At 72.3% G+C, this 21,498-nt stretch carries 15 protein-coding genes and 1 pseudogene; 7 read left to right on the plus strand and 9 right to left on the minus strand.

Annotation, left to right across the window (positions count from 1 at the left end):
* Window positions 1–3 precede the first annotated feature (3 nt).
* Window positions 4–576 (plus strand): annotated as a pseudogene (locus R4Z62_RS33440) (SDR family NAD(P)-dependent oxidoreductase); the annotation flags it as partial.
* Window positions 577–617: 41 nt separating this feature from the next.
* On the opposite strand, the gene R4Z62_RS33445 reads toward R4Z62_RS33440, so the two are convergent.
* Genes R4Z62_RS33445 through R4Z62_RS33455 form a run of 3 tightly spaced genes read right to left on the minus strand, consistent with a single transcriptional unit; the run spans window position 618 to window position 2,890 of the window.
* Complete coding sequence (locus tag R4Z62_RS33445; RefSeq protein WP_355482093.1) at window positions 618–1,235, minus strand: TetR/AcrR family transcriptional regulator; 618 nt, start codon at window positions 1,233–1,235, stop codon at window positions 618–620.
* Window positions 1,236–1,245: 10 nt separating this feature from the next.
* Window positions 1,246–2,694, minus strand: coding sequence for an amidase (locus R4Z62_RS33450; RefSeq protein ID WP_491521787.1), 1,449 nt, complete (start codon window positions 2,692–2,694; stop codon window positions 1,246–1,248).
* Complete coding sequence (locus R4Z62_RS33455; protein ID WP_355482097.1) at window positions 2,681–2,890, minus strand: hypothetical protein; 210 nt, start codon at window positions 2,888–2,890, stop codon at window positions 2,681–2,683. Before R4Z62_RS33455 ends, R4Z62_RS33450 begins: the two co-directional genes overlap by 14 nt.
* A 335-nt stretch (window positions 2,891–3,225) precedes the next feature.
* On the opposite strand from R4Z62_RS33455, the gene R4Z62_RS33460 reads away from it, so the two are divergent.
* From R4Z62_RS33460 to R4Z62_RS33470, 3 genes are all read left to right on the plus strand, one after another.
* A complete protein-coding gene (locus R4Z62_RS33460; protein WP_491521788.1) occupies window positions 3,226–4,140 on the plus strand; it encodes an MBL fold metallo-hydrolase in 915 nt (304 codons plus the stop codon).
* A gap of 617 nt (window positions 4,141–4,757) precedes the next feature.
* Complete coding sequence (locus R4Z62_RS33465) at window positions 4,758–7,175, plus strand: SdrD B-like domain-containing protein (protein WP_491521789.1); 2,418 nt, start codon at window positions 4,758–4,760, stop codon at window positions 7,173–7,175.
* A gap of 232 nt (window positions 7,176–7,407) precedes the next feature.
* Window positions 7,408–8,088 (plus strand): hypothetical protein, encoded by a 681-nt coding sequence (locus R4Z62_RS33470; protein ID WP_491521964.1) that lies wholly within the window; start codon window positions 7,408–7,410, stop codon window positions 8,086–8,088.
* A 7-nt stretch (window positions 8,089–8,095) separates the two neighbouring features.
* On the opposite strand, the gene R4Z62_RS33475 is transcribed toward R4Z62_RS33470, so the two are convergent.
* Complete coding sequence (locus tag R4Z62_RS33475; RefSeq protein ID WP_491521790.1) at window positions 8,096–9,436, minus strand: right-handed parallel beta-helix repeat-containing protein; 1,341 nt, start codon at window positions 9,434–9,436, stop codon at window positions 8,096–8,098.
* Between the two features lie 87 nt (window positions 9,437–9,523).
* On the opposite strand from R4Z62_RS33475, the gene R4Z62_RS33480 reads away from it, so the two are divergent.
* Window positions 9,524–10,690: a Dyp-type peroxidase gene (locus R4Z62_RS33480; RefSeq protein ID WP_491521791.1), complete on the plus strand. Its 1,167-nt coding sequence runs from the start codon at window positions 9,524–9,526 to the stop codon at window positions 10,688–10,690.
* Between the two features lie 344 nt (window positions 10,691–11,034).
* Here the strand turns inward: R4Z62_RS33480 and R4Z62_RS33485 are convergent, their stop codons facing one another.
* From R4Z62_RS33485 to R4Z62_RS33495, 3 genes are all read right to left on the minus strand, one after another.
* Entirely contained in the window at window positions 11,035–13,479 is a 2,445-nt protein-coding gene (locus tag R4Z62_RS33485; protein ID WP_491521792.1) for a SpoIIE family protein phosphatase, read from the minus strand.
* A gap of 37 nt (window positions 13,480–13,516) precedes the next feature.
* Entirely contained in the window at window positions 13,517–17,791 is a 4,275-nt protein-coding gene (locus R4Z62_RS33490) for a HAMP domain-containing protein (RefSeq protein WP_491521793.1), read from the minus strand.
* 441 nt (window positions 17,792–18,232) lie between these two features.
* Window positions 18,233–18,613, minus strand: coding sequence for an STAS domain-containing protein (locus R4Z62_RS33495; RefSeq protein ID WP_355484025.1), 381 nt, complete (start codon window positions 18,611–18,613; stop codon window positions 18,233–18,235).
* 143 nt (window positions 18,614–18,756) lie between these two features.
* Here R4Z62_RS33495 and R4Z62_RS33500 point away from each other — a divergent pair, with 143 nt between their 5' ends.
* Complete coding sequence (locus R4Z62_RS33500) at window positions 18,757–19,206, plus strand: ATP-binding protein (protein WP_491521794.1); 450 nt, start codon at window positions 18,757–18,759, stop codon at window positions 19,204–19,206.
* 94 nt (window positions 19,207–19,300) lie between these two features.
* On the opposite strand, the gene R4Z62_RS33505 is transcribed toward R4Z62_RS33500, so the two are convergent.
* Window positions 19,301–19,753 carry an AraC family transcriptional regulator gene (locus R4Z62_RS33505; protein ID WP_382845523.1) on the minus strand — a complete coding sequence of 151 codons (453 nt, stop codon included), beginning with the start codon at window positions 19,751–19,753 and terminating at the stop codon, window positions 19,301–19,303.
* Between the two features lie 97 nt (window positions 19,754–19,850).
* The gene (locus R4Z62_RS33510; RefSeq protein ID WP_382845574.1) at window positions 19,851–20,345 is read right to left on the minus strand and encodes a TetR family transcriptional regulator; all 495 of its coding nucleotides are present in this window, start codon (window positions 20,343–20,345) and stop codon (window positions 19,851–19,853) included.
* Window positions 20,346–20,498: 153 nt separating this feature from the next.
* On the opposite strand from R4Z62_RS33510, the gene R4Z62_RS33515 reads away from it, so the two are divergent.
* Window positions 20,499–21,470, plus strand: coding sequence for an SDR family NAD(P)-dependent oxidoreductase (locus tag R4Z62_RS33515; protein ID WP_491521795.1), 972 nt, complete (start codon window positions 20,499–20,501; stop codon window positions 21,468–21,470).
* Window positions 21,471–21,498: the final 28 nt, after the last annotated feature.

A 21,498-nucleotide genomic window follows, 5' to 3' on the forward strand; every position in this document is an offset into this window, starting at 1 on the left:
GGGGCATCCGCCCGTGACACCGTGCTCGCCCGTCACCCCGAGCTGGACACGGTGGTGACGATGGCGGGCGTCATGCTCCTGGAGGACCTGCGCGACCCCGCGCACTTCGAGACGGCGGCGACGACGATCGACACCAACCTGCTCGGCACCATCCGGGTCATCGACGCCTTCACCCCGCACCTGGTCCGGCGCGGCTCCGGCACCTTCGTCACCGTCACCTCCGGCATCGCCTTCCTCCCCTTCCCGCCCATGCCCAGCTACGCCGCCTCCAAGGCCGCGGTGCACGCCTACTCCGAGGCACTGCGCGCACAGCTCGACGGCACCGGCGTCGGCGTCGTCGAACTCGTCCCCCCGGCCGTCGCCACAGCGGGCCAGGAGAAGGTGAACCCGCACGCCCTGCCCCTGGACGGCTTCGCCACCGAGGCCATGCGCCTGCTCGCACAGGACCCCACCCCGCACGAGATCCTCGTGCAGGGCGCCCTCGCGCACCGCTGGGCCGAGCGCGACGGCACCTACGACGACCTCGTCGCACGGCGCTCCCAGGCGCTGACCATGCTGCCCGGCCGCCGCGGCTGACCCCGTCGCCCCGATCGGGCGGCCTCCGTGACAGAGGCGCCTCAGGCCGCCCCGTCCCGCCCGGCATGCGCGGGCCCGGACCCACCGGCCGGCCCGGACCCACCGGCCGGACCGAGGACCGCTGCCACGAGCCGGCGCGCGTACGCGGTGTCGAGCCCGTCCGGGCGGAAGAGGATGCGGTACATCAGAGGGGCGACGACATGGTCGACGACCGTCTCGACGCCGGGTGTCTCCTCCCCGCGTTCCGCCGCCCGGCCGAGGACGACGCCGATCTGCTCGGCGGCGTAGGCGGAGCACTGGCCGGCGTTGCCGCCGTCCGGGTCGCCGAGCAGGGCGTCGCGGACGTAGGCGCGGCCGGCCGGTGAGGACATCTCGTCCAGGAACTGCTCGGCCCAGACGGTCAGGTCGGACGACAGGGTGCCGTGGTCCCCGGGCGCGGTCTCGGGCCGCAGACGCTCGACCGCCACGTCCGACAGCAGTTCCTGGAGGTCCCCCCAGCGGCGGTAGACCGTCGAGGGCGTCACGCCCGCGCGCTGGGCGATCATCGGCACCGTCAGGGCGTCGCGGCCCACCTCGGAGGCGAGTTCGCGCACGGCGGCGTGCACCGATGCCTGGACCCGGGCGCTGCGCCCGCCGGGCCGTACCATCTGCCTGCTCATACGCACCAGCTTAAAGCGACATCATTGCGTCTGGCGGCGTCCGGCGAGCCGCGCGGCCCGGTGCGGGAGCGCGGGCGGGCCGGGTCTGCTCGTAGGCGTGGCCGACCCGCAGGAGGACGTCCTCCTCGAACGGCCGCCCGAGAAGCTGCATGCCGACGGGCAGCCCCGCCGCGTCCTGGCCGACCGGTACGGACAGGGACGGCATGCCGGTGATGTTGGCGGGGGAGGACAGGCGTACATAGGCGTCGGAGACGCTCTCGACCGTGCCGTCGGCCCAGGTGACGGTCTCCTCGCCGGCCCTGACGGCGGTCATCGGGACGGTGGGGGCGGCGATCAGGTCGACGTCCCGGAACAGACGGGCCCACTCCTGTCGCATGAGGGTGCGGGAACGCTGTGCGCGCAGATAGTCCCCGGCGGTCATCAGTTCGCCCGCCTCGAGAAGGATGCGGACATCGGGCTGGTAGAGCTCGGGAGCGGTGCGCAGGGTGTCCTCGTGGTACGCGGTGGCCTCGGGCACCATCAGGCCCCACTGGGTGGCCTGGATGTAGCGCGTCATGGGGATCTCCACCTCGACGAGACGTGCCCCGAGGGCCTGGAGCCGGTCGACGGCAAGCCGGACGGCGGCCTCGGTCTCGGGACCGACATGGTCGAAGTAGTAGGTGCGCGGCACACCGACGCGCAGACCGGCCAGGTCCGTCCCCGCGTCCGGCCGGTAGTCCGTGGCCTGTGCCTGTGCCTGTGCCTGTGCGGGAACGGAGACGGGATCGCGGGCATCGTGCCCGGTCAGCGCGGCCAGGACCAGGGCCGCGTCCCCGGCGGTGCGGGTGATCGGGCCGACATGGTCCAGCGACCAGGACAGGGACGTGACGCCGTGGCGGGGCAGGAGCCCGTACGTCGGCTTGAGGCCGACCACTCCGTTGAGCGCGGCGGGCACCCTGATGGAACCGCCGGTGTCGGTGCCCAGCGCGAAGGTCGCCGTTCCGGCGGCGACGGCCACGGCGGACCCGCCGCTGGAGCCGCCCGCGATCCGGCCCTGGTCCCAGGCGTTGCGGGTCTGCGGGGTGGTCAGGCCGTAGGCGAACTCGTGCGTGTGTGTCTTGCCCAGCAGGACCGCACCGGCTTCCGCCAGGCGCGCCGCGACCGTGCTGTCGGCCTGCGCGCGGTGGCCCGCGCGGACCCGGGAACTGGCCGTCGTCGCCACGCCCGCGACATCGATCAGGTCTTTGACGCCCATGGGGATGCCGTGCAGCGGCCCGCGGTGGCGGCCTGCCGCGATCTCGCGTTCGGCCGCGCGTGCGCTCGCGCGGGCGCGCTCGGCGGTGACGGTGACATAGGCCCCGAGGTGCGGCTCCCGCTGCGCGATGCGCTCCAGGACGGAGTCCGTCAGCTCGACGGGGGACAGCTGCCGGGACCTGATCGCGGCGGCGGCAGCCGTCAGGGAGAGTTCATACGGCTGCATCGTGCGCCTCCTGCGCCGCTCGGTAGGCGGGGGCGGGCGGGGTGTCGCCGAAGTCCAGCTCGCGCAGGACCGCGACGACGGAGTGGATGTGGCTCGCGGTGGCCGCGACCGCGCCGTGGCGGTCGGCCGGCAGCGGGAGCCCGCCGCGGGCGGCCCAGCGGGCCGCTTCGGACGGGGTGATGTCTCCGGAGGGCATGGATCTCCTCTGCTCGGACTGAAGGACGCTCGGGCTGAAGGTCGCTCTGGGCTGAAGGTCGCTCGGAATGAAGTCCGTGTGGGCTGCGGCCTTCGCGCCGGAGCGGAGCGGCGAAGCGCGCACTCCGACACCAAAAGCGAAATCTTTGCGTTAGCCCACCGTAGGCGCTACCGTGACCTAACGCAAACCCATGGCTTTAAGGGCAGGACTTCCGTGCGCCGCAGGCCGGCGGGAGGGAAGCCCGGCCCGCCCGCGCACCGGCGACTTGCCTGCCGTGACGAGAACCGGACAAGAACCGGACAAGAACCGGACGAGAACCGAAGGACAGAGCGACCATGAGCACCGCACCGGCCGGCCGACCGGCCCCCGCCCCTTCCTGGACCCTGGGTGACGTCACCGTCCACCGCGTCGACGAGATCCCGCTGCCGCCCGCCACCGGTGCCTGGCTGCTGCCCGGCGCCACCCCGGATCTCGTCACCGCCGAGGACTGGCTGCGCCCGCACTTCGCCGACGCCGAAGGGACCCTGCGCCTCGACAGCCACAGCTTCGCGTTCACCCTCGGCGGCCTGCGGGTCCTGGTCGACACCGGCATCGGCAACGGCAAGGAACGGGCCAACCCCGCCTGGCACGACCTGGACACGGACTACCTCCGGGCCCTCACCGCCGCCGGATTCCCTCCGGATTCGGTCGACCTGGTGATCCTCACCCACCTGCACGCCGACCACGTCGGCTGGAACACACGGAAGGCGGACGGCGAGTGGACTCCGACCTTCCCGCGCGCCCGGTACCTGACCTCCCGCACCGAACGGGAGTTCTGGGCCGGGTACGGCATGGAGGAGGCGCGCGCGCAGATGTTCCGCGACTCGGTGCTCCCGGTGGAGGAGGCGGGACTGCTCGACCTCGTCGACATCCCGGCCGAGGGCGTCGACGTCGTCCCGGGTCTGCGCCTGCTGCCCACCCCCGGCCACACCCCCGGCCATATCGCCGTCGAGCTGACCGGCCGCGACCGGACGGCGCTGATCACCGGCGACTGCGTCCACCACCCGGTGCAGTTCGCCCACCCCGGCATCGGCGCCTGCGTCGACATCGACCCGCGGCGGTCCGAGACCACGCGCCGCGCACTGCTCGCCTCGCTGGCCGGGACGGACACACTCGTACTGGGCACGCATTTCGCACCGCCCACCGCCGGCCGTGTCGTCCTCCGTGAGGGCGGATACCGGCTCTCGCCCGTGCCCGCGGACGGGCCCTGACGGACGACCGACGACCGACGACGACCGGCCACCCGCCACGCGGTCCGCCCCGCCGCGGGTCAGGTGGCGTCGGGCGACAGGATCCGCCGCCCGGCCGATCTCCCTGCGTGGGGGCCATTTCCCGGAAATGTCGTACGGGCGTTTGATATTCGATACTGGCCGGATCCGGCCATCGTGGCGCTGTCGCACATTTTTCCGAGTGCCGTTCCCCGCCGCTCGGTGAATCTCGCGGTCCCGGCGGATTTCAGGGATGTGGCTGTGGCGGCGAGACTTCGGTGCATAGAATATCGCGCGCTGCCCGCGACGAAGGCCGGGCGGGTCGGCGGCGGGGGCGAGGACGACGTGACTGAGCTGCGGGAACCGGCGATGCAGAGCAGTCCTGCCGAAGGCTGCGCACGCACGTTCGCTTTTCCTCGCCCGCGATGCTTACGGCGTGCCGGTGATATCCCGAACGCTCACCACAAAACGGCCCACCCCACAGCGGTGGGCCTTTTTTCTTTTCCGTGGAGTGTGATGCCATGAAACGAGTCGGAAGAGACTCACGCCGGTCGGCCTGGAGATTCAGGGATCCGCTCGCGCGAACGGGCTTGTCGGTCCTCTTACTGGCGGGCGGCGCCGTGGGAGCGACGTCCGCACCGTCCTCGGCCGCCGCCGACGGCACGCTGACGGTCGAGGTGCTGCGCGACTTCTTCGGCACCGGCGTGCTCAACGCGACGATGGACGTGCCCCAGCGGGGCATGAAGATCGAGGTCTCCGACCCCGCCGGACACCATGTCACCGGCGTCACGGACGCCACCGGAAAGGTCGCGGTACCCGCCTCGGACGTGCTGAGCGGCGGCCGTTACCGCGTCGACGTCAGCGTTCCGGCACCGTACGACGGCCATCTGAGGGCGGCACCCGCGTCGACGGCGGAGAACCACTTCGACAGCTTCACGTCCTTCGTGGACGTGTCGGACGGCAAGGACGCCTCGGTGGTCACGGGGGTGTGGGACCCGGCCGACTACGCGCTGCCGGACACGCGGTACTTCGTGCCCGTCCACAACGGCGCCGGCGGGACCGACGAGCGGGCGCTCGTGGCGTTCGGGACGAAGGTCCGCGGCACCTGCCCCACGGACACGGCGTGCCCGACCACGCTGGCCACGCAGGACCAGGTCGGCACGACGTTCGGGCTGGCGTACGACAAGGACCGGACCCGGCTGTTCCAGAGCGCGTTCGCCCGCCGGTACACCGCCTACGGCCCGCAGGGCGGGGGCGCCGTCTACACGGTGCCGGTCGACGGCTCGGGCGCGCCGCGGCTGTTCGCGCAGGTGCCGGACGCCGCGGTGACACGGCACGACACCGCGCACCTGATCAAGGATCCCGGATTCACGGACGCGCCGGGCAAGGAGAGCATCGGCGGCCTCGCCCTGTCGGAGGACGGGGCCACGCTCTACGCGGTGAACCTCCGCTCCCGCAGCCTGGTGAGCTTCGACGCGACCGCAGCCACCGCCGCGGCGCCCCGGGCGACGGTCCCGATCCCGGACCCGGGGTGCGCGAGCCCCGGCGACTGGCGGCCGTTCGGTCTCCAGGTCCACGACAACACGCTGTACGTCGGCGGCGTGTGCAGCGCGGAGAGCACACAGCGGCGCGCGGACCTGAAGGCCGTCGTCTCCGTCTACGACGGCAGGCGGTTCACCACGGTGCTCAGCCACCCGCTCACGCAGGAACGCGGCAGCGTCTTCGGTTCCGGCGACAGGGCCACCCACTGGAACCCGTGGAACACCCGGCCCGACTCGTGGGACGACCGGAAGTCGGGCAGCGTCTTCATCGACCCGCAGCCGGAGCTGGCCTCCCTCGCCTTCGGCCGCGACGGCTCCATGGTCCTGGGCTTCCGCGACCGGTTCATGGACGTGCTCAGCTGGGGCGGCCTGGACCCGCGCCCGGGGAACGACACGGCGGAGAACGGCATGTCCGGCGGTGACATCACCATGGTCTGCGCCACCGCCACCGGTGAGTACCAGTGGGAAGGCACCGGAAGCTGCCCGAACCACGCCACCCCCGCCGACAGCGGCGGCCAGGGCGCCGGGGTCGTCGAGTACTTCCCGGGCGACTTCTACGCCAACGCGCACCAGGAGACCGCGCTGGGCTCGGTGGCCTACATCCCCCAGCAGCAGTGGGTCGTCAGCACGGAGTTCGACCCGGTCGTGCACGTGGCGACCTCCGGGACCGGGTACCACGACATCACGACCGGTCAGGGACCGGGCAACAACCCGACCGCCAACGGCTTCCAGTTCGTGAGCCAGGAACAGGGCGGGTTCGGCAAGGCGGGCGGACTCGGTGACATCGCGTACGCCGCGGCGAACGCCCCGGTCCAGATCGGCAACGTCGTGTGGTTCGACGGCGACCACAACGGCATCCAGGACCCGGGGCACGTACTGCTGCCGGGGGCGACGATCGACCTGCTGGACGCGGACGGCAAACAGGTCGCGACGACCAGGACCGATGCCGCCGGCGAGTACTACTTCGGCGGTGTCGGCGCCGACTACCAGCTCACACCGGGCGCGAAATACACGGTCCGGTTCGACGTGTGCACCGCGGACACCGGCCAGGTGCCCGAGCAACCCCAGGCGAGCGAGCTGAGGTTCACCCTCCCGCGGGCCGGTGGCGACCGCGCGCACGACTCCGATGTGACCCCGCCGACCACCGGCCCCCTGTGCGACGGCCGCGCACCGGTCACGGCACCGGACAGGCCCGGGGGCGTCGATCACACCATCGACGCCGGGGTGTACATCCCGAAGGCGGCACCGAGCCCGAGCCCCACCCCGACTCCGTCGCCGACCTCCACTCCGTCGCCGGGCCCGGCCTCACCGCCGGCCTCCGCGCCGCCGTCCCCCGCACCGCCCGCGAACAACCCGGCCCCGGCCGACTCAGGCCCGGGTTCGATGGCGCACACCGGTATGTCCGGGGTGCCGCAGTTGATCGCTCTCGTCGGGCTGCTGGTGGGCAGCGGTCTGGTCGTCGCGTTCGTGAGCCGGCGGCGCCTGCGCAAGCACTGAGTCACCTGGCCGACAGCGATCTGCCGACCGTCGGGCGACGCCGTGACCGCCCGGCGGTGCGGCAGCCGCGAGCGAAGAAGGGATGAGGCGAAGAGTGTCAGCGTCGAGCCGCACCCGGAGCGTGACAGGACGGCAGGCTCCACCGGACGGTGCGGCCACAGGACGCCGATGGCGGCGGTCACGCCGGACCGTCGCCGCCGCCATCGGCCTGGCGGTCGCCGCGGTGGCCGCCGTGGCCGGGTTCCTGGTCACCGGCGGCGGCTCCGGCCCCGGCGGGCCGCGCGCCCTGACCTCGGACGAGGCGAACCGGCTGGCGATCACGCGGTTCCGCAACTACCAGGCGCACGGCCGCGCCATGACGATCACCGTGCCGGGCACCGCCGGAGCACTGACCGTCACGGCATCCGTCGACTACCGGGGCAAGGCCGGTTACGGCGTGGTGCACGGCACCGGGCGCGGCACCTCCAGCGACGGGCTGATCAGCTGGACGGCCACCTCGGTGTCCGTCCACCCGATGGCGGACGCTCCGGCGTACGCCCCCGCGGTGCCGCCCCGCTCGGACTGGTACCGCCGTCCCCTGCTGGCGTCCGGCAGCGCACTCGACAGCTCACTGGCGATCGCGCTCGGCCTGGGCAGCGACCGGCCGGACAACGCCCAACTGCTGCCGCAGAACGGCGCAGCCTGGCAGGGCCGGGACGAGGTGCACGGGCACCGGGTGGACATCATGACCGGGCCGGCCGCCGAGCACCGCTCCGGCACGGCGGGCAACGTGCGCTACTGGCTCGGCCCGGACGGCACCATGTACCGGGTCCGCGTCAGCGTGGGATCCGAGTCGCAGCCGGTGGACATCGACTTCGACACCCACCGCTACGTTACCGTCGCACCGCTGCCCGGAGCCGCCGCGAGCCGGTAGCCGCGGCTCAGGACACCCGCACCCGCGCGTTCGCGGCGAGCAGCGACACCGGCGGCAACGGGATGTCCGCCGTCCTCGGCAGGGCGGGGACGGCGGGGACGGCGGTGGCGCCCGTGGTGGCGGCCCGGGGGAACTGCGGCTGCGGACCCGGCGCCGCGACCTCGGTGAACGGGATGCCGCCGGGTGCCGTCGGCGCCGTCCACCTGCCGGCGGGGGAGAGCGATGCGGCCGGACGCGGACAGGCCGCGACCTCCGCGAGCCGTGCGGGCACGGTGGTACGCAGGGCGTTGCCCCGCAGGCAGTTGCCCCGCCCCCGCGTGGCGGTGGGGAACGTCCAGCCGACGTCGACACCGTTGCCGGTGAAGGTGTTCTCCACGATCCGGTTGCCGACCGGAGGCAGGTCGGCCGAAGCGGTCAGCACCAGCCCGGCGCTGCTGTTGCCGGTGACGCGGTTGCGCGTGAACTCGTTGTCGCTGCCGCCGTCGACGCCGACGCCGATGCCCCACCCGCCGTCGGCCTGCTGCGGCGTGGCCGTCTGCTGATTGGCGGCGATCAGATTGCCCGCGACCACGGCACCTCGCTGCGGGAGCAGTTTCTCCTGGTGGTCCGAGTCGGTGGTGAGCCCGACCCGGTTGCCGGCCAGCCGGTTGCCGACCACATACATGTCTCCACCGGCGTTGGTGCCCTCATAGCCGACCGCGTTGAGCTCGGCGACGTTGTCCCGCACCACGATGCGGCAGGGCTTGCACTGTCCGACGTAGATCCCCGAGTCGGCGGCGCCCGACGCGTACGAGTGCTCGATGACACCGTTCTGCGCGGAGAACGCGTAGATGCCGTACAGGCCGTTGCGGGTCGCGGTCACGTACGAGACCAGGAACGACTTGAGGAAGGTGACGGGCTCCTCGCCGGTGTCGTAACCACCGCTGCGCCCCGGCATCCCGGCGGCCGCCTTCGCCGAACCGGTGACCAGGACGCCGTTCTGCGTGTTGTTCTCCACGGTCAGGTTCTGCACGGCGACCCCGGGTGCCGCGACGACCACGCCGTTCGGCTGCCGCAGCCGGCCGTCGATGACGACCTTGTCCCGGGACACACCGCGCAGCGTGACACGTGCCGTGCCGATCCGCACCGACTCGTGGTACACCCCCGCGGAGACCAGCACCAGGTCGCCGGGCCGGGCCAGGGACACCGCGGAGGAGATCGTCGGGGCATCGGCGGGCACCCGGATCGTCACCTGCGCACCGTCCGGCCGCCGCCCCTTGTCCGGCCCGTCGCCACCACCGCCGCAACCGACCGCGAGGGACAGCGTGCCCAGTACGGCCGCCAGCACGCGAAGAGCTAATCGAGGCATGATCCCAGTCTGGCACGGCGCCCCGACCGCGCGCCGGAGTATGGCGGTTCACCGGCGCGCGGGCTCTCGGTGTGGCACCCTCGCTCCATGCGCCGAGCCGCCCCCCACCCGTCGCGCCGCAGGTTCCTCGATGTCACCGGTGCCATGGTGGCCGCCGGGCTGACCGCCGGGTGCACACCGGACCCGGCCCGGCCGGGCCGAGGCGCTCCTTCCGCACCGGCCACGCCCGTGACGGTTCCGGCGGCGGGCCGCCACCAGGCAGGCATCACACGTCCCCGGACGGCCCAGCGCAACCTGCTCGCCGTGGTGGCCGACCTCGGCCCCGACGTGGCTCCCGGCCCGCTGCTGGCCGAACTCGGACAGACCGTGAGCGCCCTCGTCGCGGGCACCGACCCGCGGCTGCTGGGCCTGCCGCCGGGCGACCTCACCGTGACCGTCGGCGTGGGCCCCCGCCTGGTGCGGGCGGCCGACGCCGCACTGCCCGGTGCGACGGACCTCCCGGAATTCTCCCGCGAGCGGATCGCCCCACGGGCACGCGGCGGCGACCTGCTGATGCAGATCTGCGCCGGTGACGCGCTGCTCCTCCCGGTCGCCGCCGCCGCGCTCCTGGACCAGGCCGGGGCACGCCTGCGCGAACGCTGGCGGCAGTCCGCACGCCGCGGTGCGGACGTGCCCCTGGGCAACGGCCTCACCGCGCCCCGCAACCCGCTGGGCTTCATCGACGGCATCGTGGGCCCGCACACGGCCGCCGAACAACAGCGCGACCTGTGGCTGACCGGACCGCCCGAGGTCGCCGGTGGCACCCTCGCCGTGCTGCGGCGCATGGAACTCGATCTGCCGCGGTTCGCGGCGCTGTCCGTCGCCGAGCAGGAAGCGGTCTTCGGGCGGCGCAGGGCCGACGGCGCCCCCCTCTCCGGCGGTCCCGTCGCCGCGGGGCCGGACCTCGGCGCCAAGACGGCGGACGGCCGCTATCTCGTCCCCGCGGACGCCCACGCGCGCAGGGCCAACCCCGCCGTGGTCGGCACCGGCCTCATGCTCCGCCGCTCCTACAGCATCGACGACCCCGCACCCGGCCTGCTCTTCATCAGCTTCCAGAACGACCTGCGGACCTTCACCGCCACCCTCACCCACATGGACACCTCCGACGCACTGCTGCGCTTCACCACCACGACCGCCGGAGCGACGTTCCTCATCCTCCCGGGCTTCGACCGCCAACACCCCCTCGGTTCCCGGCTGTTCGGCCGACCACGCTGACCCCGGCGCGCCTCGGCCCTCTCCCGGACCGCACCCGTCCACCGGCTCGGACCGTCCCTGCCGCTCCTCGCGCTGCTCCTCGGGAGCGGCGCCGGTGCCGCGCCGTTCAGGCGCCGGTGCGCCTGCGGCGGCGGACGCCGGGGACGTGCCCCAGGACGGCCGCCGAGGAACGAGGAGAGGTGGTGGCCGTGGCGGACCGGGCGGCTCGCGCGACCGGGCGGCCCTGACCGCGCTCGGCCCGCGACGCCCTCCCTGGCCCCGGCCCGTACGCTGAAACACGCGCCCGAACGCACCACACACACGGGAGGCCGGCCGCCGGAGGTGTGCGGGACAGCCGTCCCGGCCTACACCACCCGGGTGCCGACGACGCAGGTGTCGTCGTCCGTGTCCGACTTGCTGTAGGTCAGCAGGCGGTCGAGCTGCTGGTCCAGCGTCCTCGGCGCCGTCCGGGCCGTGGCCAGCAGGTGGGCCAGGGACTCCTCCACGCTCCGGTCCCGGCGCTCGATCAGCCCGTCGGTGTACATCAGCACGGTGTCCCCGGACGCCAGTTCCAGCTCCGCCTCCTCGTACACGGCGTCGGGCACCGCGCCCAGCAGCAGGCCCTTGATAAGCGGCAGGGGAGTGGCCTCCGGCCCGCGGACCAGCACGGGCGGAAGGTGGCCCGCCCGCGCCCACCGCAGGACCCGGCGGTCCTGGTCGTACAGCGCGCAGACCGCGGTGGCGGTGACCGCGCCTGTGAGGTGGTGCGCCACGATGTTCAGCCACGACAGCAACTGGCCGGGCCCCGCCCCGGTCACGGCGAGCCCGCGCAGGGCGTTGCGCAGCACCACCATGCTGGTCGCGGCCTCGATGCCGTGCCCGGCGACGTCGCCCACGCACAGCAGCACCAGCCCGGACGGCAGCACCACGGTGTCGTACCAGTCGCCGCCCACCAGGTGCTCGGTCTCCGCCGGCCGGTAGCGCACGGCGATCTCCAGCCCCGACACCTGAAGCGGAGCCTGCGTCGGCGGCATGATGGCGTGCTGCAGTTGCAGGGTCAGCCGGTTGCGCTCGGTCGCCTGCTGCTCGGTGTGGGCGAGCTGGTCCCGGGTGGCGGCGAGCGCGACCTCCGTCCAGTGCTGGGCGGAGATGTCCTGGTAGGCGCCCCGGACGGCGAACAGCCGGCCGTCGGTGTCCAGCACCGGCTCCGCGACCACCCGGATGTGCCGGGTCACCCCGTCGGGCCGTTGCAGACGGAACGCCGCGGAGGCCGGCCTGCGCTGGTGCAGCACCGTCCGCAGGAACCTGCCGAGCGGCACCGCGTCGTCGGAGTGCGCGTGCTGGGGCAACTCCTCCAGAGGCACCGGCGAACCGGCCGGTTCACGCCCGTACAGGTGGAACAGCTGGTCGTTCCAGGTGATCTCCCCGGTGAGCAGGTTCTCCTCGAAGCCGCCGATACGGCCCAGGCGCTGGGCGTGCTGGAGGAGGCTCGCCAGCCGTGCGGTCTCGTCCTCGATGCGCCAGAGCAGCAGGACGCTGCTGCCGTGCCGGCTGATGCTGATGTCCGCGACCGTCGACAGCGGCACCTGGTCGACCAGCGACATCAGCTGCATGCGCCGGGCCCGGAACGGCTCGCCCGTGGCCCACACCCGCTCCACCCGCTGGAACAGCTCGCTCTTGCCCGCGGCCATGGGATACGCCTCCAGCAGCAACGCCCCGTTGACGACCGCGCGGGGGCGGCCCGCCGGGTCCAGGAAGCGGCTGTTGACGTGCTGGATGCGGAAGTCGACCAACTGCCCGGAGCCGTCGACGTGCGGGACCAGGACCAGGGCGGGATCGTGCAACCCGTCCGCCAGGTCCATCAGTTCGGCCGTGGGCGGCAGGATCCCCGGCTCGTGTCCCGCGTCCCGGTGCAGCGTGTACGTCTCCAGGGTGTGCGCGCACAGCTCGGCCAGGGCGTCCACCTGCCGGACGATCTGCGGCGGCTGGGGTTCGAGCGGTTCGGGCCAGGCGATCTCCAGCACGCCGTGGATGCGGCCGCCGGTGCCCGCGGGGACCGCGACCCGGCCGCCGTCCGGGTGCGCGTGCCGGCCGATGGTCGGCAGCCCCGTTCCGGAGAGCGAAGGCAGCCACTGCCCGGCCCGCTCGGTCAGGGCGCGGCGCGCCACCGTCGCCACCTCCGGCGGGACGTACCGCCATCGGGTGGCATCCGCCGGGGAGAACCCGGCGCTGCCGACGAGGGTCAGCGAGCCGTCGGCGCCCGCGGCCCACACGGCCACGGCCACCGCGCCCAGCGGACGCAACGCGTGCTCCAGCAGGGAGTCGGCGACGGCCTGGGTGTCGTCGGCCGCCAGCACCCCGCTCTCGGCCGCCCGCAGCCGTACGGCGGCGGTGTCGCGCTCCACCGCGCCACCGGCGGCGGCCAGGAAGGCGTCCGTGACCTCCGCCACCCGGTCCCGGGCGGCCTGGTTGATGACCTCGACCGCGAACTCCAGCGTCGTCATCCTGGCCTGCGCGGTCAGCTCGGCGAGTTGCCGGGCCGCCTGTGCCGGACCGCACCCGAGCCGCTCGACCAGGATGCCCTTGGCCATCTCGACCAGGGCCCGGCCCTCCGCCTCCGCCTGCGCGCTGCGCACCTCGCGGCGCAGCCGTTCCACCGTGGCGGCCAGCCTGCCGACGGGCGAGGCCGGTGCGGGGCCGGGCGCGTCCGGCGGCGCCGAGGCGCCGCGGGCGGCCGGCAGGACGGGCGCGACCGGCTCCGGGCGGTGCTCGGTGTCCCGCGGCCCGTGCGGTTCTTCGGTGGTGCTCACGATGCGGATGCTCCTCGGCTGAAGGGTGCTCGCTCGCTCACGCGGACAGCCAGCGTCGGACACAGGCGATCAGGTCGTGCGCGTCCACGGGCTTGGTGACGTAGTCGCTCGCCCCCGACGCCAGGGACTTCTCCCGGTCACCCGGCATCGCCTTCGCGGTGACGGCGATGATCGGCAGATCGGCGTACCGGGGCAGCTTGCGGATCTCCGCCGTGGCCGTGTAGCCGTCCATCTCCGGCATCATCACGTCCATCAGCACCAGCGCGATGCCGGGGTTGCCGAGCAGGGTGTCGATGCCCTTGCGCCCGTTCTCCGCGTGCAGCACCTGGAAGCCGTACATCTCCAGGATCCCGCTGAGCGCGAAGAGGTTGCGCGCGTCGTCGTCGACGACCAGGACCGTACGGCCCCGGAAGCTCGCGTCGACAGGCGGCGCGAGGTCATGGGGCTCCTCGGGCCGTACGAGGGAGAGCACGTCCCCGGGTTCCTCGGCCGACAGGTGCAGGACGATGCGTTCGCGCAGTTCGTCCAGGCCGGAGAGGAACTCCACGGACCCGTCGTCCCCGTACCGGCGCAGCAGCTCGCCCGAGCCCGCGTCGGCACGGTGGCCGCCGTGGACGAGCACGGGCACACCCGTCAGCCCGGAGTCGCTGTGCAGCGCCGTCAGGAACCGGTCCGCCTCGCCCTCGGGCATGTCGAGGTCCAGGACGACGCAGTGGCAGGGCCTGGCCGCCAGCGCGCCCGCCGCCTCCTGCGCTCCCACCGCGGTGATGACGTCCACCGCGGGCAGCGCGGTGCCGTCGTCCGCGCTGTGCCGGGACAGGTCCGCGACCACGCTCTCGGCGACCAGGGTCAGCAGCCCACGGGACCGCTCCTCGACGACGAGCAGCCGGCGCGGGTGCTGCCGGGCCGGACCGGCGGCCTGCACCGTTCCGGTCACCGGCCCGGCGAGAGCGGCCGGTTCGTCCGGTGCCTGCTCAGCGGGACGGCCGATGAGGGGCAGCCGCTCGAAGTCGGGCCGGGCCACCGGCAGGAACAGCGTGAAGGTGGTGCCCCGGCCCGGCGTGCTGTCCACCACCACGGCGCCGCCCAGGAGATGGGCGATCTCGCGCGTGATGGACAGGCCCAGACCGGTGCCGCCGTACTTGCGGCTCGTGGTGCCGTCCGCCTGCTGGAAGGCGCCGAAGATCGACTCCAGGTGCTGCTCCGAGATGCCGATGCCGGTGTCCTTGACCCGGAAGGCCACGACGGCGCCGCCGCGTACGACCCCCTCGGGCACCTCGTCGTCCGTGGCGGACTCGATGGCCAGTTCCACGCTGCCCTGCTCGGTGAACTTCACCGCGTTGGACAGCAGGTTGCGCAGGATCTGCCGCAGCCGGGAGTCGTCGGTGAGCAGGTCCGCGGGCGTACCGGCCGCGGTGCTGACGTCGAACTCCAGGCCCTTCTGCGTGGTCATGGGCCGGAACGTGGCCTCCACGTACTCGATGAGCCGGTCCAGCGGCACCCGCTCGGGAGTGACGTCCATCTTGCCCGCCTCGACCTTGGAAAGGTCGAGGATGTCGTTGATGAGTTGCAGCAGGTCACTGCCTGCCGAGTGGATGATGCCCGCGTACTCGACCTGCTTCGGCGTGAGGTTGCGCGAGGGGTTCTGCGCCAGCAACTGGGCGAGGATGAGCAGGCTGTTGAGCGGGGTGCGCAGCTCGTGGCTCATGTTCGCCAGGAACTCCGACTTGTACTTCGAGGCCAGCGACAACTGCTGTGCCCGTGCCTCCAGTTCCCGCCGCGCCTGTTCGATCTGGAGGTTCTTCGCCTCGATGTCGCGGTTCTGGTCCGCCAGCAGCGACGCCTTGTCCTCCAGCTCGGCGTTGGAGCGCTGCAGTTCGTCCTGCTGGGACTGCAACTCGGCGGAGCGGGCCTGGAGTTCTGCCGTCAGCCGCTGGGACTCCTCCAGCAGCTCGTCGGTACGGGCGTTCGCCACGATCGTGTTGACGTTGACGCCGAGGGCCTCGCGCAGCTGCTCCAGGAAGTCCTGGTGGACCGGCGTGAACGCGGTGAGCGACGCCAGCTCGATGACGCCGAGGACCTGGTCCTCGAACAGGATCGGCAGCAGGATCAGCGCACGCGGAACGGCCTGGCCCAGCCCGGAGGAGATGGTGACGTATCCCGCAGGCAGGTCGCCGACGGCGATGGTACGGCGGCTGTGGGCGGCCTGGCCGACCAGCGAGCGGCCGAAGGAGAAGCGGGTGGGCCGGATGTCGTCCTCGGCCCGGCCGTAGGAGCCGACCAGCCGCAGCTCGGGGCCGCGCTCCCCGTCCTCGGCGAGGTAGAAGGCGCCGTACTGGGCGGACACCAGCGGTGTCAGCTCCTCCATGATCAGCTCAGCCACCACCGGCAGGTCCCGGTGCCCCTGGAGCAGGGAGGAGATCCGCGCCACATTGGTCTTCAGCCAGTCCTGCTCCTGGTTGGCCCGGGTGGTCTCGCGCAAGGACTCCACCATGGAGTTGATGTTGTCCTTCAGCTCGGCGACCTCGCCGGACGCCTCCACGGTGATGGACCGGGTCAGATCACCCTCGGCTACGGCGCTGGCCACGGCGCCGATCGCCCGCACCTGGCGGGTCAGGTTGCCCGCCAGCTCGTTGACGTTCTCTGTCAGCCGCTTCCAGGTGCCGGAGACGCCCTCCACCTCGGCCTGGCCGCCGAGGCGGCCCTCGGTGCCGACCTCGCGGGCGACGCGGGTGACCTCGTCGGCGAACGCGGAGAGCTGGTCGACCATCGTGTTGATGGTGGTCTTCAGCTCCAGGATCTCGCCGCGCGCGTCGACGTCGATCTTCTTCGACAGATCGCCCCGGGCCACCGCGGTCGTCACCAGCGCGATGTTGCGCACCTGGCCGGTCAGGTTGTCCGCCATGGAGTTGACGTTGTCGGTGAGATCCTTCCACGTGCCCGCCACGTTCGGCACATGGGCCTGGCCGCCGAGGCGGCCCTCGGTGCCGACCTCGCGGGCCACGCGCGTGACCTCGTCCGCGAACGCGGAGAGCGTGTCGACCATGGTGTTGATCACATCGGCCAGGGCCGCGATCTCGCCCTCGGCCTCCACCGTGATCTTGCGGGACAGATCGCCCCGGGCCACGGCGGTGGCGACCTGCGCGATGGAGCGGACCTGCCCGGTCAGGTTCGACGCCATCACGTTGACGTTGTCGGTGAGGTCCTTCCAGGTGCCGGAGACGCCCTTGACGTCGGCCTGGCCGCCGAGGCGGCCCTCGGTGCCGACCTCGCGGGCCACGCGCGTGACCTCGTCGGCGAACGCGGAGAGCTGGTCGACCATCGTGTTCATGGTCGTCTTCAGCTCCAGGATCTCGCCCCGGGCGTCGACCGTGATCTTCTGCGAGAGGTCGCCCTTGGCGACGGCGGTCGCCACATGGGCGACGTTGCGGACCTGGCTGGTCAGATTGCCCGCCATCGAGTTCACCGAGTCGGTGAGGTCACGCCAGGTGCCCTTGACGCCCTTGACGTCGGCCTGGCCGCCGAGGCGGCCTTCGGTGCCGACCTCGCGGGCGACGCGGGTGACCTCGTCGGCGAAGGCGGAGAGCTGGTCGACCATCGTGTTGATGGTGCTCTTCAGCTCCAGGATCTCGCCCCGGGCGTCCACGGTGATCTTCTGCGAGAGGTCGCCCTTGGCCACCGCCGTCGTCACCTGGGCGACGTTGCGGACCTGGCTGGTCAGGTTGCCCGCCATGAAGTTCACGGAGTCGGTGAGGTCCCGCCACACACCGGCGACGCCGGGCACCTTGGCCTGGCCGCCGAGGCGGCCCTCGGTGCCGACCTCGCGGGCGACGCGGGTGACCTCGTCGGCGAAGGCGGAGAGCTGGTCGACCATCGTGTTGACGGTGTTCTTCAGCTGAAGGATCTCGCCGCGCGCCGGGACGTCGATCTTCTGCGACAGGTCGCCCTTGGCGACGGCGGTCGCCACCTGGGCGATGTCACGGACCTGCGTGGTCAGGTTGCCCGCCATGGCATTGACGGAATCCGTGAGGACGGCCCAGGTCCCGGACACCCCGGGCACCTCCGCCTGCCCGCCGAGCGTCCCCTCCGTACCCACCTCCCGGGCCACCCGGGTGACCTCGGAGGTGAACACGGACAGCTGATCGACCATGCCGTTGAACACGGTCGCGATGTCGCCCATGAGACCGGCGGCGTCCTCGGGCAGTCGGGTGCCGAAGTCACCGTCCCGTACGGCCGTCAGACCCGCCAGGAGCTGCCGCAGCTCCCGCGCGTCCGGCACGGCCTCGACAGCCTTGGTCCCCTCGCTGGTCATGCGCATCCTCGTCCCGCTCGTCCATGCCCGAAATCCCCTTGGCCACGCACGCACGGATCATTCACGTGAACCCCCCGAGGGTGTGTTCACGCGATGCCGGTTCAGCAGAAGGGCAGCCCCCAGCGCTGCGGACACTCCGCGCGACGTGTCGGTTCCCCGGCGGGCCCGAGGGACCTGCCGCGAAACCCGGGCTTCCGCTGCCTGAAAGTCCCGGTGCTGCTCTGTGAGAGCAACGCGACTCCGTAGCTTAGACCAGAGACCCGGGCGCCCGACCGGCCAGATCCCCCGGAGTCACCCGGCAGAGCGGCGGCACGGAGGGGCGGTCGGAGCGGGCGACTTGGAGGACGGGCCGGCGGCGTCGCTCCGGCGTCTCCGGCGTGACGTGTGAGGCGGCCGTGCGCCGGACGGCCGCCGCGAGCCCCAAGACGCCGGCGGCGACGCTCAGCGGCCCAGGGCGTCGGGGAGGGTGGGATGACAGCCGATGACCTCGTCGACGCCGACGATCTGCAAGGTGCGCAGCACCGTGGGGGACGGGGCGGCCAGGCGCAGCCAGCCTCCCGCCGCTGTGGCGGCGTGGTGGCCGTTGAGGAGCAGGTTGATGCCACTGGAGTCCATGAAGGTGACCTGCCGCATGTCGACCGCGACGCGGGCGGGTCCGGGGGCCTCCAGGGCCCGGCGGAGCGTCTCGCCGGTGTCGTGGTCGATCTCCCCGGCCAGGGTCAGGACGCGGACGTCGTCGCAGGTGGTGGCGGTGACCGACAGCCCGACCGGCTGGGGTGCCTGGGCGGCGGCTTGGGTGTCTGTCGTGTGTCCTTCGGCCATGCGGGTGATACTGGCACACCGCGACCTCGCCCGGCAGTACCGCCCCGCACGGCGCGGACGAGCCGACAAGGTGCGGGGCGTGCTCCGCACGAGCGGGGGTATGCGCGCGTGACGGGATCTGGTCAGTGAGGACGGCAGCAGTGGTGACAGCGCCGGTGGGCGAGGACGGCATCACGCCGGACGGACAGGGTTTGAGGACCACGGCCGCGTTGGACGGGGGCGGCCCCGGCATCGCCCGCGCCCGTGGGCTGGCCGTCGACTTCCTCACCAGGGCGCGGGCCGAGCACGGTCTGCCCGTCTCGCAGCGGGCGATGGATCTGACGCAGCTGGTGGTGAGCGAGCTGGTCACCAACGCCCGCAAGTACGCTCCCGGCCCGGCCGCGCTGGACCTGCGCATCACCGGCGACATGGTCGAGATCGCGGTGTGGGACTGCGATCCGGTGCTGCCCGTCGCCCGAGCCGCGGACGCCGCCCGCGTCGGGCAGCACGGCCTGGAGATCGTGAGGGCCGTCGCCCAGGAGTTCACGGCACAGCGCGAGCCGGTCGGCAAGCGCGTCACGGCCCGCCTCGCCCTCGCCGACGACATGGGCTAGGAACCCACCTGGGCACCGGCACCTGTGAGCGGGTCCCGGGTCAGGGCGACGTCTGTCCGATTGCCCCCGCGGGGGATACGGGCCGCCGGCCGGGTCAGAGAACGGGGACGCAGATCTCGCACAGGTGCCGGGCGAGCATGGCGGGCCGGTAGCGTTCGAGGACGGGGCGTGCGGTGTCGAAGGTGAGGGACTGTGCGGCAAGTCCGTCGAACAGGCCGGCCCAGGCGTGTGCGAGGCCCTCGGCGGTGTGCGCGGTGGTGAGGACCGCGTGGCGGCCACCGGCTATATGACCGGCCTGGACCTCGGGGTGGCGGACTTCGGTGTCGTCGGGCAGTACGAGACAGGTGTCGTAGCGGCAGTCGCGGGGCGGAGTGCGGGCGGGGTCGTCGCGGGCGATGCCCAGGACGGCGGAGCCGGCGCTCAGCAGACCGTTCGCCGCGGCCCAGGACTTCAGCTTCTCCATCTGTATTCCGTTCGCCTCCCCATAGGGACCTGTTCGTCTCAGATAGGCGATACGGAATTCCGGTATTTCTTCCACCGTGAACACGTTCTCCTCCTCTTTTCGAGCGGCGTCGAGGCCACGGTACCAAGGTATAAAATTCTTTCTCGCTGGTTTTTCAAACTAAAAGAAGAGGCGGGCGTATTCAGCGCATCAGGAGATCGATGGCGACCTTCAGCCGTTCGAGATAGAACTCCTGTGCCGCCGCCTGGTGCTTCAGGCCGGTCGAGGCGCTGATCAGCGTCTGGGCGATCTGCCGGGCCGTCACCTGTCCCGTCTCGGCGGCGATCGCGTCGGTGACCAGCTGCTCGAAGCGTTGCGGCGTGGTCACGGCGATCTCCCCCAGCAGGCCGGGGTTGTCCTCGATGACCACCGCCACATCGCGGGCCAGCGGGCCGATGTAGCGGCCGGCCCAGTGGTCGAACGCATCGAGAAGGCGCTCTCCGAGAGGACGGCCGGTGTCGCCCAGGACGTGTTCGACCGCTGCGATGTCGCGTTCCAGCGCCCGGGTGACGGCGGCGCGGAACAGGCTCTCCTTCGAGGAGAAGAGGAAGTAGAGCCCGGGTCGGGAGATGTCCGCGGCCCGTGCCACCTCCTCCATCGAGGTCTTCCGGTAGCCGAATCGGGCGAACGTGACCATGGCGGAGTCCAGAACCATGGTCCGGCGGTCGGTGTCGGTGACGGCGGCCGGGGAGTCGCCGGTGGTGGAGCTGGTCGTGGACCTGGTCATGGACCGACCCTACGAGCGGTAGTCCAACTATACAAACCAAGCTCAGTACGTATAGTGACCGCCATGACCGCTCGCGAACCCGTCTCCACGCCCTTCACCGCCGCCAGCACCGCGGACGAGGTACTGCGGGGCGTCGACCTCACCGGTGTCCGCGCGATCGTGACGGGAGCCTCCTCCGGGATCGGGATCGAGACCGCGCGCGCGTTGACCGCCGCCGGGGCGGAGGTGACGCTTGCTGTCCGGAACACGACGGCGGGGGACACCGTCGCCGAGACGATCGGGAAGTCGACCGGCGGGACACGGCCCCGAGTCGTCCGGCTCGACCTTGCCGACAGGGCCGCCGTCACACGGTTCGTCGACGCGTGGGACGGTCCGCTGCACCTGCTGATCAACAACGCGGGCGTGGTCACCGGCGGGCTCGAACGCACGCCTGAGGGCTGGGAACTGCAATTCGCGACGAATCATCTCGGCCACTTCGCGCTCGCCACCGGCCTTCATGGCGCCTTGGCCCTCGGAGCGGCCGACCGCGACGGAGCACGGATCGTCTCGGTCAGCTCGACGGCGCACATGCGTGCCGGTATCGACTTCGACGATCTCCACTTCGAGCGGCGCGGTTACGATCCGCAGATCGCCTACGCCCAGTCGAAGACGGCGAACTCCCTCTTCGCCGTCGAGGCGAGCCGGCTGTGGGCATCCGACGGCATCGTCGCCAACGCGGTGAACCCCGGCGGTGTCGCGACGGGACTGCAACGGAACTTCACCGCACGGCAGAAGGAGTCGCTCGACGCGGCCGAAGCCGCCGGAGTCTTCGCCTACAAGACGGTCGAGCAGGGGGCTGCCACCAGCATCGTCGCGGCCGTCGCCCCGCAGTTCGCGCGCTCCGGAGGTCACTACCTCGACGACGGGCGGGAGGCCTGCATCGTGACGAACGACGCCGACCTCGCACAGCACCCGCACGGGGTCAAGGAATGGGCGCTCGATCCCGCCACCGCAGAGCGCCTCTGGGCGGTCTCGACCGACCTGCTCCGCCTCTGACCGCCCGGCGCCACGGCAAGCGGAAACC

The sequence above is a fragment of the Streptomyces sp. PL-25 genome (assembly GCF_058344915.1).